The sequence below is a fragment of the Kocuria sp. HSID17590 genome (assembly GCF_003989485.1).
GTDB lineage: Bacteria > Actinomycetota > Actinomycetes > Actinomycetales > Micrococcaceae > Kocuria > Kocuria salsicia.
In genome coordinates, this window is the sequence record NZ_RBMB01000006.1 from 30,957 (window position 1) to 44,723 (window position 13,767).

Genomic DNA, 13,767 nt, shown 5'->3' on the forward strand with positions numbered 1-13,767 from the left:
CGCAGCGGCGAAGGGGAGCGAATTCTCGGGCCGTCAGACGTCGTCATTCCTCGTCCGACCGGGCGATCGTGCTGGGGGCGGTGCGCGCGGTCCAGGTACGAGATGACTCACGACAGCGACTTCAAATCTCTGGTGCGCGCCCGCATGCGCGCAACCGGTCAGAACTACACCGCGGCCCGCGCCGATCTGCTCCGCGAGCGCGACGACGCCGCAGCCGCCCCTCTCCACCGAACGCAGGGGTCCCCCGCGTCCGGTCCCGCGGAGCCCCTCGCACATCGGCAACCGCCCACGGCGCGCGCCACCGGCGTGTCCCGCCGCGAGAGGCCCGCCGAATCCGCCGCCGCGGGGAGCTCCCTGCCCCACCAAGATGCGGCGAGCGCCGCGGACGGCCACCCGGCGTCGTCGTCCTCCGCTCCCCCGGTCCCCGACGGCGTCGACCCCGTCGAGTGGGAACGCGCTCACGCTGAGTACCGCCGGGTCCTGGGCCGGTTCGTGCGGGACGGCCGCGTGCACACGGTTCCCGCGCGCCGTCGTGCCCGGGTGTTCGTGCTGCTGCACCTGCTCGCCGCGTTCCCCGCGGGGCACACCTGGAGCGAGGTGGAGGTCAACGCGATCCTGCGGACGATGGTCGAGGACCAGGCGTTCTGGCGGCGCGAGCTCGTGGAGTACGGGTACCTCCAGCGCGAGGCGGGCGTCTACTGGCTGCCCGCGCGCGTGCCCGAGCGGTCCGCGTCCATGCGGCAGGAGACTCCCGCGTGGGAGGACCTGTGGCTGCCGGTCCATCTGGGACTGAGCGCGCCGTGACCCGCGCCGGCACCCGCTCCGATGTGAAGCTCGCGGTGCTGCTGCTCGGCATGCTGGTCTCCGCGTGCGGGGACGACGTCGCCGCCGTCGCCTTCTCGTTGCGCGCCGCCGAGTCAGGGGCGCCGGGTCTGCTGGCCGCGATCCTGCTGGCCCGGACGGTGCCCGCGATCGGGCTGGGGCTGCTCGGCGGCGTGCTCGTGGACCGGGCCCTGCGCTGGTGGTGGTGGCCGCTCTCGCTCGCCGTGCAGGCGGCCCTGTTCCTCGTGATGGCGGGCGCCCGGTCGAACGCGCTGATCGTCGCGTGCGTGGCCGTGGTGAGTGCGGTCTCCGCGGTGACCGGGCCCGTGGCGAGCAAGCTCATCGCGCTGCACAGCGGCGACCACCAGCGCATCGGCGGCCACCTGGCCACGGTCAACGGGCTGTCGCAGGCGTGCGGGGCGGCGCTCGGCGGCATCGCGTTCGGGGTGGGCGGGATCGGGCCGCTGCTGTGCCTCAACGCGGGGACGTTCGCGCTGCTGGCGGTGGTCGCGCTGCTCGTCACTGGCCGGTCGCCCGTGCCCGTGGACGCCTCCCCGCAGCGGGGTGTGCTGCTCGGGTTCCGGCGCCTCGCGCGCCCGGGGGCGTTCGGCGTCGTCGGGCTCGGACTGCTGGTCTGCACCGTGTTCGCGACCTCTATCGAGGGCGTGTCCGGCGTCTTCGTCCTCACGCACCACGCGCACTGGGACCCGGCGTGGGTCGGCCTCGCGTGGGGCCTGTGGGGTCTCGGCGCGGTCCTCGGCGGGCAGGGCGCGGGCCGTCTCCGCAGGTGCCCGGCCACGGTGCTGCTTGTCCTGGGTGCCGGGGGCATGGGCGCGGTCTTCCTCGTGCTGGCCCTGGGGCTGCCCGGCGTGGCCATCGGCGCACCGCTGTTCCTGGTGGGCGGCGCGGGGAACGGCGCGTTCAACGCGGCGGTCTCGCGCACCATCCTCGCCGCGGTCCCGCTGGCCGAGCAGGCCCGCGCGTGGACCGCCTACCGCTGGATCGTCACGTGCTGCGTGGTGGGCGGCTATCTCACCGGCGCGGCGTTCGGGGAGCACGATGCCGTGGCCGCCCTGGCGCTCGCCGGTGGCCTCACGCTGGTCGGGGCACTGTGCCGCACGGCTCCACACACCTGATCCGCAACCGGAGCGTGACGCACCGAGTGCGGCGACCGCCACCGGGCAGGGAATGGCGGTCGTCACGCGCAACATCACAGACTTCTAGAATCTCGTCGTTCCCGTCATCACCCCGTGGACATCGGCGGGCACCCAGCACAACAGCCCAGGAGCACCGCATGACGCAGCGCATCTTCGACACCCACCTGCACATCATCGATCCCGCGCACCCACTCGTGGAGAACAACGGGTTCATGCCGGGCCCGTTCACGGTGGACGACTACCAGCGGCGCATCGACGGGCTCGGCATAAAGGGCGGCGCGGTGGTCTCCGGCTCGTTCCAGGCCTTCGACCAGGGCTACCTGATCGACGCGCTGAAGGCCCTGGGGCCGAACTACGTGGGTGTCACCCAGGTCCCCGGGGACACCAGCGACAGGCGGATCCTCGAGCTGCACGAGGCTGGGGTGCGCGCGGTGCGCTTCAACGTGGCCCGTGGGGGCTCCGCGAACCTGGACGACATCGACCGCCTGGCACGCCGCGTCCACGACCTCGCCGGCTGGCACGCGGAGTTCTACATCGACGCCCGCACGATCGACGAAAACCTCTCCCGCCGCATCGCCGCCCTGCCCGCGGCGAGCATCGACCACCTGGGCATGCACGAGGACGGCCTTTCCAACCTGCTGCGGCTCGTGGAGCAGGGCGTGAAGGTCAAGGCCACAGGATTCGGCCGCGTGGAGCTCGATCCCGCGGCAACGGTCCGCGCGATCGACGCCACCGACCCAACGGCGCTCATGGTCGGCACGGACCTGCCCTCCACGCGGGCCCGGCGCCCGTTCCGGGACGAGGACCTTGCCCTCATCGTGGACGCGCTGCCCGCGGACCGCGTAGCGGACGTCTTCTGGAACAACGCGGCGTCGTTCTACCTGGGGGCGTGAGCGTCACCACGCGACCACGCGACCTCGCGACGGCGCCACGACGGGCAGACCGAGCCCGCCGCCGGGAGCGCACGCGGCCGCACAGAGCGAGCCGCCCGTCACTGCGCCGCGAGCACCCGCCGCGTCGGGACGCAGCCCGAGAGACCGACACCGAGCCGATCCCAGCCCACGACGACGAGCCACACCCACGGGGTGACGAGACGACGAGCGCACCCACCGCCGCGATGGCCGCACGGCAGCGCAGGACGGCCTCGGAGCCGAGCCACTCCACGACCCGGTCTGCCGGCAGACGGCCGATCGTCATGGTTGCGGAGAAGGCACCGCAGGCGACGGCCACGGTGCCCGCGGGGGTGCCGGGCACGTCCTTCAGGCTGCGCTCGCGCGGAGCTCCACCCGATCGTCACTGACGCTCCCGCCCCCGAGACGGACGTGAAGTCCCTGCGTGCGACATGAGCCACCGTCACCGTGACGGCCCAGGGTTGAGCCGCTGGAAATACCCTAGAGTAACTTCCATGTCTGACTACCGGAACTCTCCCGTAGCCGGCGTCCGCCGCGAAAACCTGAGCATTCCCGTCGCCTCGGACGCCGTGGCGGGCACGCTGTGGCTGCCCGAGGGCGAGCCGCGCGGCGTCGTCGTCATCCACCCCGCCACCGCAACGCCCGAACGGTTCTACACCGGGTTCGCCGAGTACGTGACGGGTCGCGGTCTCGCGGCGGTGACCTACGACTACCGTGGCACGGGCCGCTCCGGCGAGCCCCGGAAGAACTCGCACCTGCGCATGCGCGACTGGATGGGCGGGGACGTCCCCGCCGTGGCCGCCTGGACCCGCGCACGGTTCCCCGCGCTTCCACTGCACGCCGTGGGTCACAGCATCGGCGGGCACGCCATGGTCCTCGGCCACGGGTTCGAGGGCCTCGACCGGTTCGCGGTGGTCTCCTCCCACCTGGCGCACACCCGCACGATCGCCCCGCGGAAGGAGCAGCTGCGCGTGGCCGCCGTGCTGCATGCCGCGGGCCCGGCACTGAGCCGTACCCTGGGGTACATGCCCGGCAAGCGGCTCGGCATCGGAGAAAACATGCCCACGGCCGCGATGGTCGAGTGGGGGTCGTGGGCACGGCGTCCCGGCTACTTCTTCGACGACCCGTCCATGGACGCGACGGCCCGCGCGGCCGCGGTCACCCAGAACGTGCTCGCGCTCGGCGCCTCCGACGATCCCTGGGCCAGCCCCGCGCAGATGAGGGCCCTGACCGGGCGGCTCACCTCCGCCGCGGTGGAGCACCGCACGTTCACCCCGGAGCAGCTGGGCGTGGCGCGCATCGGCCACCACGGCCTGTTCCGCCGCTCCGCCGCCGACGCCGTGTGGCCGGGCCTCGTGGACTGGCTCACCGCGCCGTCGCCCCAGGGCTGAACGGCCTCGGCTTCCCGGGACTGCACGCTCCGGGTGGAGAAGGGCAGCCGCGACGTCGCCCTGGGCGCTCAGGCGTTGACGGGCCGGTGCTTGGGCATGGGCCTGTCCACCGGCTGGCGCCACACAAGGACCGCCACGGTCAGCATGAGCACCACGGCGATGAGACCGAACGGCACGGGCAGCAGCGGGTCGATGAGCACCAGCAGCCTTGCCAGGGAAGGACCGTCCTGACGATCCTCTCCGCGTTGCACCTGATGGCCACCGCCCACACGCCGAGCAGGAAGACGGCCAGGGGAATGCTGGACGCGAAGGAGGACCACGGGGCGTGCAGCTCGCTGTCGCCCGTGAGAACGTCGATCTCCACCTCGATGCCGGCGGAGAAGGCGCCTGCCGCGGCGAAGATGAAGAAGTGCGTGTAGCCGTAGAACATGGAGCCGGCGAACGTGTTGATGGCCCGGTGGTGCGGGTGCCACGGTGTGGACTCGATGGTCTCCGCGATCAGGCGAGGACGGCGGCGCCCATTCCCGCCGGGGTGCGTCGGTCACGTGGACGGTGTCAGACTGGCAAGGTCCCACCCCCTGCGTGGCTCACGGACCGCTCCGGGCCGGGCTCGCCCGCCCGGGCTCAGCGCAGCAGCGGGATCAGTGCAGCAGCAGTGTGACGGACAGCGTCGTGGGCTCGAGGGCCTTCACGGCGTGCAGCAGCCCCTCCGTGAGGTGCAGCACCTGGCCCGGCCGCAGCTGCACGGGACCCTCCGGGAGCTGGAAGTCCACGCTCCCCCGGACCACCTGGATCAGCGCCGGGTGCGGTGCAGCGTGCTCGTGGAGCTCGTCGCCCTCGTGGAACTCGAAGGCGACCACCTTGACGCCGTCCTCCTCCACCACCGTGGCAGCACTGGGGCGGCCCGGACGGGGTTCGCTGCGGCCGACCAGCTCTGAAAGGGTGGCGACTCCACTCCCGGAGCCGTGGTGGGTGGTGTGCTCGAACGAGTGGTGCGCCATGGCTTCTCAGGTCCCCTTCCGTGAATTGCTCGAAACATAATAAGCATATTGCCTGCAAGTTATTGGATCAACGGGGGTTCCACCCGGCCGGAACCACCGAGGGGCAGCCGCCCTCCTCCTGAGGCACCTCCCAGCTGACCCGGTGCACCGAACGGCCCACCCGCGAGGAGGTCGTGGCCCGCCTGAGGACGCGCCCCCAGACACTCGCCCGAGGGGCGCTCACACGAGGGCCAGCACGAACGTCCACACGCACACCACCGCGAGCATGCCCAGGCTGTAGGCGATGGAGCCGCGCATGATCTCACTCTCCCGCCCGTTGAGACCCACCGCCCCGGCGGCGATCGCGATGGACTGCGGGGAGATGACCTTTGCGGTGGTGCCGCCTGCCGTGTTGGTCCCCACGAGGAGGGACGGGGCGGCACCGATGCCCTGCGCCGTCGCCACCTGCAGCGGCGCGAAGAGGGTGTTGTTGTTGACCACCGAGCCCGTGAGGAACACGCCGATCCAGCCGATCACCGGGGCGATGAGCGGGAAGATGGGCCCGACCGCGGCGAGCGCGGTGCCCATGGCGGTGGAGCCGCCGGAGTAGTTGGCGATGTTCGCGAGCACCAGGATCACGGCGATGAGCAGGATGGCCGGGCCCAGTGCCTTGAGAGCGCCCGCCAGCTCCTCCCCCAGTTCTTTGGCGTGCAGCTGCGGGGTGGTGAAGAACGTGATGAGCACGGCGATCAGGATGGCCGTTCCGGTGGCACCAAGGATCGAGAAGGTCCAGGTGGCATTGACGACCGTTCCGGCGGCGGTGGTCACGTGACCGGTGAGCCCGGGCATGGGCACCGTGAAGGTCGTGAAGCTCAGCGCACCCTTGGTGAAGAGGTTCTGCACGGCGGGGACGGACCACAGCAGGATCACGGCGGTGAGGATGTAGAAGGGGCTCCAGGCGCGGACCACCTCGCCGAGGGGGTGTTTCCCCTCGGCGGTCTCGGGGACCTCCGGGGCACGGGACACGCGCTTCGGGGACCACACGTGGCACACCGCGAACAGGGCGACCATGGCCAGCAGGCCGGCCGCGAGATCCGCCAGCTCGGGACCCATGAACCACAGCAGGCCACCCTGCACCGCACAGAAGACCACCGAGGAGACCAGCGCCGGGAGCCAGGTCTCGCGCAGGCCGCGCACCCCGTCGACCATCCACACGAGCAGGAACGGAACGAGGAACGTGAGCGGCTGGAGCAGCAGCACGAGGGCTCGCGAGAGTTCCTGCGTCTCCATGCCGGTGACCTGCGCACCCACGAGCACGGGCACCCCAATGGCGCCGTAGGCACCGGCGGCCACGTTGGCCACGAGGCACAGCACTGCGGCGCGCACGGGCGGGAACCCCAGCTGCACGAGCAGTGCCGCGCAGATCGCAATGGGCACGCCGAAGCCTGCCACGCCCTCCAGGAACGCGCCGAACGCAAACGCAATGAGCAGCACCTGCACGCGCTGGTCAGCGGAGACCGCGGCGATCGAGGAGCGGATCACGTCGAAGCGGCCCGAGCGCACGCTCAGCCGGTACAGCCACACCGCCATGACGATGATGTACGCGATGGGCCACAGCGCGGTCAGCACCCCCAGCAGACCTGCACCGGCCGCGGCGGAGACGGGCATGTGGAACACGAGCAGTGCCACCAGGATCTGCACCACCAGCGCGATGAGCCCGGATTTCAGCCCCGTGAGCTTGAACAGCATCATGCAGGCCAGGAACACGACTATCGGGATCGCGGCCACGAGCGCGGTGAGGGGCAGGCTGCCCAGGGTGTCAAGAGATTGGGTCCACATAGGAGCCTCCACGACGTCCGGCGGGTGAGCAGTCCTCAAGGCGCGCTGACGACGACGCCGCGGTGCGCGCCGTCGTCGGCCGCCGGTTGCGCCGCGGGGCGGGTTCCGGGAGTCCGGAGACCCCCGCCCCACCACCTGCAACGCGCCGCGACGGCGCCTTGATCACAGGGTCAACGCTAGTCCTGAACCGGGCAGTTCGGGCGGGACCGCTCCGCGGAGAGTGACAGGTGTGAGGCGAGACACCCGCCCGTAGAGCCGGGGAGCGGAACCACGGACACGACTTGCCCTCCTCGACACCGCACCTCCCCCCGCTCCACCTCGCCTTGCGGCTCCAAAGAACCACGCGGGCAGCCGCCTCATGGGGTGGGCCCGGCACGGCCCGCGCGGCATGATGGGGTGTGCCTCTCCTAGACCCACGGTGTGCCACGACCGGCCCCGGCCGAGACCGCCCGGCAGCACGACATCCGCACGACAGAAGGTTCACCCCCATGGCCCTCACCGTCCGCAAGAAGCGCTTCATTCGCCGCATGCTCGGCTACGCCACGAATCCTGCGCAGGTGCGGTGGCGGGTCCGGCGTGGGCTAGAGCAGCACTACAGCATCGGGGGCGTGGAGATCGCGCTCCCGCCGGACCACAACCTCCCCTTCTACCAGCGCCGTGACCCCACCTACGACGCGTACGCCATCGACCTGCTCTCGCATCTCGCCGCCGGAGACCAGCACGTCACGGTGATCGACGTCGGCGCGAACGTCGGTGACACGGCCGCCGCCGTCCTGGCGTCACACCCCCTGACCTCTGTGATCAGCGTGGAAGGAGATCCCACGTTCACCGGCTACCTGCGTCGCAACGTAGCTTCCCACCGCGAGCGTGCCGTGGTGGTGGAGGGCTTCGTCGGGCCGGTCGGCGCGAAGTCCTCCTACGTGCGCGCCGGTTCAACCGGCGGCTTCCAGCAGTGCGGCCCGGACGACGGCACCCCGGTGAAGGACTGGGTTTCGCCCGAGTCCCTCCTAGCCATGGCACCCCCCGAGGACCTGGTTGTATGGAAGAGCGACATCGACGGCTTCGACATCCACGTTCTCGTCGATCACTGGGACCCCATCGACGCCCGGTGCGACGTCGTGTGGTTCGAGTACGACTCCCCGCGCACCCTCGGGGACCCTGACGACGACGAACGCCTGATCCACGCGCTGGCAGAGAGCGGACGCGCCCTACTCGTCCACGACAATCTCGGACGACGCATGGTCGAGCTGCCGCCCGGGGGCGCCGCGGGACTGCGCACGCTCTCCCGGTGGCTGCACGAACAGATCGAGGGGCACCTGGTGGTGCCGTACCTGGACATCTGGGCAGTCTCCGATCGTGCCGCGGCCCTGCTCATGCGGGGTGATTCCTGAACAAGGCTGGCCCAAGCCGGCAGCGCGGGGATTCCCACGCGCAAACGGATCAGCCGTGGAAAATCCACGGTTCCGTGAAATTACGATAGGCAAACCTTCGTTATTTCCAATGCTCTCGGCGCCCGCAAAAACCTTTTCCGGCGGCAGTACCGGAAACGCCTCGGAACGTGTCCCGCAATGCCCCTACCGGCGTAGAGTTGGGGGTGATGAACTCCCGGAGTTCAGCACACGGCTCACCCACTGACGAGGGGCAACGATGACGGCAACCATTCAGCGAGAACAACGCACGTCAGCCCCGCGGCGCAAACGACTGCCGGTGTCGAACTTTGCCGCGAAAACCATCATGGCCATCACCGGTCTCATTTTCGTGGGATTTGTGTTCGTGCACATGTACGGCAATCTGCACATCTTCCGTGGTCAGGAAGAGTTCGACCACTACGCGCACTGGTTGCGCGAGATCCTGATGCCGCTCATGCCCTACGAGGGTGTCTTGTGGGTGCTCCGTGTGGTGCTGCTGCTCAGCCTGGTGCTGCACGTGGGCTGCGGGCTCCTGCTGTGGACGCGCGCCCGTCGGGCGCGCGGGCCGTTCAAGCGCACCGGGCTGCGACGCGGCGACGCCCTGATGGCCCGCTGGATGCTCGGGACCGGCCTGGTGATCCTGCTGTTCGTGATCTTCCACATCCTGGACCTCACGCTGGGTGTCCAGCCGGCCGCGTCCGGCGCGTTCGAGAGCGGTTCGGCCTACGCCAATCTGGTGGCCAGCTTCCAGCGCCCGGTGGTCGCCGTCTTCTACATGCTCACCATGCTGGTGCTGACCGTGCACGTGGCCCACGGGACGTGGACCGCCGCCAACGACCTCGGTGCCACCGGCAAGCGGCTGCGCCAGATCGCCGCGTGGGTGGCAGGGCTGGTCGCCATTGCCATCTGCCTGGGCAACATCTCCATCCCCGTCTTGGTTCTTCTGGGAGTGATTCAGTGATGACACCATCCACGACTGCCTCGCCGCAGGCACTGCTGGACGAGCTGCGCACCGTGGGCTCGGACCTTCCCGGGCTCCAGACGGACGTGCCCCCGTCCGAGACGTGGGCGGACCGGCGGCTGCACTACCGCATGGTGGGCCCGCTCAACCGCCGGAAGTTCACGGTGGTCGTCGTGGGCACCGGACTCGCCGGTGCAGGTGCGGCGGCAGCCCTGGGCGAGCTCGGCTACAACGTGGAGTCGTTCACCTTCCACGACGCCCCGCGCCGTGCCCACTCCGTGGCGGCCCAGGGCGGCATCAACGCGGCCCGCGCCCGCACGGTGGACAACGACTCCGTGGCCCGGTTCGTGAAGGACACCGTCAAGGGCGGTGACTTCCGGGGCCGCGAGGCGGATGCCTGGCGCCTGGCCGAGGAGAGCGTGCGGGTGATCGATCACATGAACGCGATCGGCGCCCCGTTCGCGCGTGAGTACGGCGGCCAGCTGGCGACCCGCTCGTTCGGTGGCGTGCAGGTCTCCCGCACGTACTACACCCGGGGGCAGACCGGTCAGCAGCTGCAGGTGGCCGCCGCCCAGGCGCTGCTGCGGCAGGTCTCCACGGGGCAGGTGAACCTGCACACCCGCACGGAGATGCTGGACCTGATCGTCGCGGACGGCCGCGCCCAGGGCATCGTGGTGCGCGATCTCATCACGGGAAAGATCTCCGCGGTCACCGGCGACGCCGTGGTGCTGGCCACCGGCGGCTACGGCAACGTGTACTACCGCTCCACGCTGGCCAAGAACTCGAACGTGACGGCCGCGTTCCGGGCCCACCGGCGCGGGGCGCTGTTCGCCAACCCGTGCTTCATCCAGTTCCACCCCACGGCACTTCCTGTCTCCAGCGAGTGGCAGTCCAAGACCACGCTGATGAGCGAGTCCCTGCGCAACGACGGCCGCATCTGGGTGCCCGTGCAGCCCGGGGACGAGCGCGCGCCCAACGACATCCCCGAGGACGAGCGCGACTACTACCTGGAGCGCCGGTACCCGGCCTACGGCAACCTCACGCCCCGCGACGTCGCCAGCCGGGCGGCGAGGACCGAGATCGACGCGGGCCGCGGCGTCGGGCCCCTGAAGAACTCCGTGTACCTGGACTTCCGGGACGCGATCGAGCGGCTCGGGAAGAAGGTGATTGCCGAGCGCTACGGCAACCTCTTCGAGATGTACTCGGACGCGACCGGCGAGGACCCGTACGAGCAGCCCATGCGCATTGCGCCGGGCGCGCACTTCGCCATGGGCGGGCTGTGGAGCGACTACGACATGATGACGTCGCTCCCCGGCCTGTTCGTGGGCGGCGAGGCCGGCTGGGGCTACCACGGGGCCAACCGCTTGGGCGCCAACTCGCTGCTCTCGGCGTGCGTGGACGGCTGGTTCACGCTCCCCTACTCGGTGCCGAACTACCTGGCCCCGCTGCTGGGCCAGGAGAAGCTGTCGGTGGACGACGACGTCGTGCGGGCCGCGGTGGCCGAGGCCGAGGCGGGCGTGCAGGCGCTGATCGACATCGGCGGCACCCAGGGCCCGGAGCGCTTCCACCGGCGCCTGGGCGACCTGCTCTACGCGAAGTGCGGGGTCACGCGCTCCGCCGAGGGCCTCGCCGAGGGCCTGGAGGGCATCCGCGCGCTGCGCGAGGAGTTCTGGACGGACCTGCGCGTGCAGGGCCGCCCGGACGGTTTCAACCAGGAGCTCGAACGGGCCGGGCGCGTGGCCGACTACCTGGACATGGCCGAGCTCATGTGCCTGGACGCACTGGACCGGGACGAGTCCTGCGGCGCGCACTTCCGGGACGAGCACCAGACCGAGGGCGGCGAGGCCCAGCGCGACGACGCCCACTGGCTCTTCGCCTCGGCGTGGGAACGTACCGCGTCCGACCGCGCCGCCGCGCCTGGTCCGCGCTACGTGCGGCACCAGGAGCACCTGGAGTTCCCGAGCGTTCCGCCCGAGACCCGCGACTACCGATGAGAGGACCATCCTCATGAAACTCACGCTGAAAATCTGGCGGCAGGAGTCCGGCGCCGAGGGCGGGCACTTCGAGGAGTACCCGCTGGAGGACGTGGGGCCCGAGTTCTCGCTGCTCGAGGCGCTCGACAAGCTCAACGACGACCTCGTGGCCCGCGGCGAGGACCCGGTGGCGTTCGATTCGGACTGCCGCGAGGGCATCTGCGGTGCGTGCGGCGTGACCGTGGACGGCAGGCCCCACGGCCCCCAGGAGAAGACGCCGTCCTGCCGGCAGCACCTGCGCTCCTTCGAGGACGGCGCCACCGTGCAGCTCGAACCGTTCCGCAGCGGCGCGTTCCCCGTGGTCAAGGACCTCGCGGTGGACCGCAGCGCGCTGGACCGGGTGATCGAGGCCGGTGGTTTCGTGTCCACCTCCGTAGGCACCGCCCCGGACGCAGACGCCATTCCCGTGACCCACGAGTCCGCGGAGTGGGCCCTGGACCTGGCCGCGTGCATCGGCTGCGGTGCGTGCGTGGCGGCGTGCCCCAACGGCTCCGCCCAGCTGTTCGCCGGGTCCAAGACCATGCACCTGGCCACGCTGCCCTCCAGCCAGAAGGAGCGCAGCCGCCGGGCCAAGGGCATCACGCGCGCCGCCGAGGAGGAGTTCGGCCCGTGCTCGGTCTACGGCGAGTGCGCGGAGGTGTGCCCCGCGGGCATCCCGATCACCGCGATCGCGGGGCTCAACCGGGAGAAGCTGCGGCAGGTGCTGCGCAACAAGGACGACTGACCCGGCCGCTTTCCCCAACAGACGACGACGCTCGGTGCCCCTGGGAGGGCACCGAGCGTCGTCGTGCTGGGCGGGTTTGCCGTGCCGGCTACATGGCGAGGTCGCCGAGGACCCACATCCAGCCGCTGCCCACCACGGTCCAGATGATGATGATGGCCACGGACATGATGAAGGCGACCTTGAACCACTCGGAGACCTTGACGTACCCGGAGCCGTAGACCACCCCGGACGGGCCCGAGGCGTAGTGGCTGATGGCGCCGAAGAGGTTGCCGATGTAGCCGAGGGCGAGGGCCGCGAACATCGGCGGGGCGCCGGCGGTGATGGCCGCGCCCAGGAACACGCCGTACATGGCGACGATCTGCGCGGTGTTCGAGGCGAACATGTAGTGAGCGTAGAAGTACACGAGCGCGAGGATCGCGAAGGCAACAGCCCAGGGCATGCCGCCGACGGCGCCGGAGACCACCGAGCCGATCCAGGTGATGACTCCCAGGTTGTTCAGGTTCTCCGCCATGCCCACCAGGACCGCGAAGAAGATCAGGGTGTTCCAGGCGGAGCCGTTCTTGGCCATGTCGTTCCAGGTGAGCACCTTGGTCACCAGCAGCACCGCGATGCCGACGAAGGCCGCCGTGGTGGCGTTGACACCGATGGCCGTGCCGAAGACCCACAGCAGCAGGAGCAGCACGAACGTGGCCGCCATGATGATCTCGCCGCGGGTCATGGAGCCCATCTTCTGCAGCTCGCTGCGGGCCATGGTGGGTGCTTCCGGCGTGCTCTTCAGCGTGGGCGGGTAGACCTTCATGAGCAGCCACGGGACCACCGCCAGGCTCACGAGGCCGGGGATCAGCGCGGCCAGGGCCCACTGGCCCCAGGAGATGTGAACGCCGAGCTTCTCGGCGGAGGCCACGGCCAGCGGGTTGCCGGCCATGGCGGTGATGAACATGGCGCTGGTGATCACGTTGACGTGGGCGGCGGTGAACGTGAGGTAGGAGCCGAGCTTCCTGCGGGACTCGTCGGTGTCCGGGGTGGAGCCCTGGACCTCCGCGACGGAGCGGACGATCGGATAGATCACGCCACCGGCGCGGGCCGTGTTGGACGGCGTGGCCGGTGCGAGCAGAAGGTCCGTGACGGCCATGCCGTAGGCGATGCCCAGGGGCGATTTGCCCAGCACGGAGAGGAACATCAGGGCGATCCGGCGGCCCAGCCCGGTGAGCAAGAAGCCGTCCGCGATGAAGAACGCCGCGACGATGAGCAGCACCGCGGAGTTGGAGAACCCACTCAGCGCCTCCCCGCCCTTGACGTCCATGGCGCCGGTGATCATGGCCGTGGCCAGACCGATCAGCGCCACCGAGGGGGTGGGCAGGGGCTGCAGGATGAGCCCCAGGATGGTCGCGACGAAGATCCCGAGCATGTGCATGCCGCGGGGGTCCACGCCCTCGGGCGCGGGGATGCAGTAGATCACCGCCCCGACGAGGACCATGAGCCCGAACTTCCAGAGCATGGAGACGGTGTCCCGACTCATGGTTCTGGATTCGTGGGTGGA

13 protein-coding genes are annotated in these 13,767 nt (G+C 70.4%); 8 read left to right on the forward strand and 5 right to left on the reverse strand.

Annotation, left to right across the window (positions count from 1 at the left end):
* Nucleotides 1-102: 102 nt before the first annotated feature.
* The 4 genes from D8M39_RS03080 to D8M39_RS03095 all read left to right on the forward strand — a co-directional run bounded on the left by D8M39_RS03080 (nt 103) and on the right by D8M39_RS03095 (nt 4,281).
* Nucleotides 103-804: a DUF2087 domain-containing protein gene (locus D8M39_RS03080; protein ID WP_238693928.1), complete on the forward strand. Its 702-nt coding sequence runs from the start codon at nt 103-105 to the stop codon at nt 802-804.
* A complete protein-coding gene (locus D8M39_RS03085; RefSeq protein WP_126874379.1) occupies nt 801-1,958 on the forward strand; it encodes an MFS transporter in 1,158 nt (385 codons plus the stop codon). Before D8M39_RS03080 ends, D8M39_RS03085 begins: the two co-directional genes overlap by 4 nt.
* A 158-nt stretch (nt 1,959-2,116) precedes the next feature.
* Nucleotides 2,117-2,872 carry an amidohydrolase family protein gene (locus tag D8M39_RS03090; RefSeq protein ID WP_126874380.1) on the forward strand — a complete coding sequence of 252 codons (756 nt, stop codon included), beginning with the start codon at nt 2,117-2,119 and terminating at the stop codon, nt 2,870-2,872.
* Between the two features lie 512 nt (nt 2,873-3,384).
* Nucleotides 3,385-4,281 (forward strand): serine aminopeptidase domain-containing protein, encoded by an 897-nt coding sequence (locus D8M39_RS03095; RefSeq protein WP_126874381.1) that lies wholly within the window; start codon nt 3,385-3,387, stop codon nt 4,279-4,281.
* Between the two features lie 68 nt (nt 4,282-4,349).
* On the opposite strand, the gene D8M39_RS13090 is transcribed toward D8M39_RS03095, so the two are convergent.
* The 4 genes from D8M39_RS13090 to D8M39_RS03110 form a co-directional block, all read right to left on the reverse strand.
* On the reverse strand, nt 4,350-4,481 hold the full coding sequence (locus D8M39_RS13090; RefSeq protein WP_256386109.1) for a hypothetical protein: 132 nt from the start codon (nt 4,479-4,481) through the stop codon (nt 4,350-4,352).
* The gene (locus D8M39_RS03100; RefSeq protein WP_238693929.1) at nt 4,421-4,711 is read right to left on the reverse strand and encodes a low temperature requirement protein A; all 291 of its coding nucleotides are present in this window, start codon (nt 4,709-4,711) and stop codon (nt 4,421-4,423) included. Before D8M39_RS03100 ends, D8M39_RS13090 begins: the two co-directional genes overlap by 61 nt.
* 211 nt (nt 4,712-4,922) lie before the next feature.
* Nucleotides 4,923-5,282, reverse strand: coding sequence for a cupin domain-containing protein (locus D8M39_RS03105; protein ID WP_055086325.1), 360 nt, complete (start codon nt 5,280-5,282; stop codon nt 4,923-4,925).
* 219 nt (nt 5,283-5,501) lie between these two features.
* Nucleotides 5,502-7,100, reverse strand: coding sequence for an L-lactate permease (locus D8M39_RS03110; protein WP_126874382.1), 1,599 nt, complete (start codon nt 7,098-7,100; stop codon nt 5,502-5,504).
* Between the two features lie 488 nt (nt 7,101-7,588).
* On the opposite strand from D8M39_RS03110, the gene D8M39_RS03115 reads away from it, so the two are divergent.
* The 4 genes from D8M39_RS03115 to D8M39_RS03130 all read left to right on the forward strand — a co-directional run bounded on the left by D8M39_RS03115 (nt 7,589) and on the right by D8M39_RS03130 (nt 12,227).
* Nucleotides 7,589-8,491 (forward strand): hypothetical protein, encoded by a 903-nt coding sequence (locus D8M39_RS03115; protein WP_126874383.1) that lies wholly within the window; start codon nt 7,589-7,591, stop codon nt 8,489-8,491.
* Between the two features lie 343 nt (nt 8,492-8,834).
* Nucleotides 8,835-9,470 (forward strand): succinate dehydrogenase cytochrome b subunit, encoded by a 636-nt coding sequence (locus D8M39_RS03120; RefSeq protein ID WP_238693930.1) that lies wholly within the window; start codon nt 8,835-8,837, stop codon nt 9,468-9,470.
* Nucleotides 9,470-11,464 (forward strand): fumarate reductase/succinate dehydrogenase flavoprotein subunit, encoded by a 1,995-nt coding sequence (locus D8M39_RS03125; RefSeq protein ID WP_126874385.1) that lies wholly within the window; start codon nt 9,470-9,472, stop codon nt 11,462-11,464. Before D8M39_RS03120 ends, D8M39_RS03125 begins: the two co-directional genes overlap by 1 nt.
* Before the next feature lie 13 nt (nt 11,465-11,477).
* The gene (locus D8M39_RS03130; RefSeq protein WP_126874386.1) at nt 11,478-12,227 is read left to right on the forward strand and encodes a succinate dehydrogenase/fumarate reductase iron-sulfur subunit; all 750 of its coding nucleotides are present in this window, start codon (nt 11,478-11,480) and stop codon (nt 12,225-12,227) included.
* Between the two features lie 88 nt (nt 12,228-12,315).
* Here the strand turns inward: D8M39_RS03130 and D8M39_RS03135 are convergent, their stop codons facing one another.
* Nucleotides 12,316-13,746, reverse strand: coding sequence for an anion permease (locus tag D8M39_RS03135; protein WP_126874387.1), 1,431 nt, complete (start codon nt 13,744-13,746; stop codon nt 12,316-12,318).
* Nucleotides 13,747-13,767 lie beyond the last annotated feature (21 nt).

Bases quoted from the DNA above. Each gene is read 5' to 3' on its own strand.
- D8M39_RS03095 (WP_126874381.1), top strand. From the start codon at position 3,385: ATGTCTGACTACCGGAACTCTCCCGTAGCCGGCGTCCGCCGCGAAAAC.
- D8M39_RS03120 (WP_238693930.1), top strand. From the start codon at position 8,835: ATGGCCATCACCGGTCTCATTTTCGTGGGATTTGTGTTCGTGCACATG.
- D8M39_RS03125 (WP_126874385.1), top strand. From the start codon at position 9,470: ATGACACCATCCACGACTGCCTCGCCGCAGGCACTGCTGGACGAGCTG.
- D8M39_RS03115 (WP_126874383.1), top strand. From the start codon at position 7,589: ATGGCCCTCACCGTCCGCAAGAAGCGCTTCATTCGCCGCATGCTCGGC.
- D8M39_RS03130 (WP_126874386.1), top strand. From the start codon at position 11,478: ATGAAACTCACGCTGAAAATCTGGCGGCAGGAGTCCGGCGCCGAGGGC.
- D8M39_RS03090 (WP_126874380.1), top strand. From the start codon at position 2,117: ATGACGCAGCGCATCTTCGACACCCACCTGCACATCATCGATCCCGCG.
- D8M39_RS03135 (WP_126874387.1), bottom strand. From the start codon at position 13,746: ATGAGTCGGGACACCGTCTCCATGCTCTGGAAGTTCGGGCTCATGGTC.
- D8M39_RS03105 (WP_055086325.1), bottom strand. From the start codon at position 5,282: ATGGCGCACCACTCGTTCGAGCACACCACCCACCACGGCTCCGGGAGT.
- D8M39_RS03110 (WP_126874382.1), bottom strand. From the start codon at position 7,100: ATGTGGACCCAATCTCTTGACACCCTGGGCAGCCTGCCCCTCACCGCG.
- D8M39_RS03100 (WP_238693929.1), bottom strand. From the start codon at position 4,711: ATGTTCTACGGCTACACGCACTTCTTCATCTTCGCCGCGGCAGGCGCC.
- D8M39_RS03080 (WP_238693928.1), top strand. From the start codon at position 103: ATGACTCACGACAGCGACTTCAAATCTCTGGTGCGCGCCCGCATGCGC.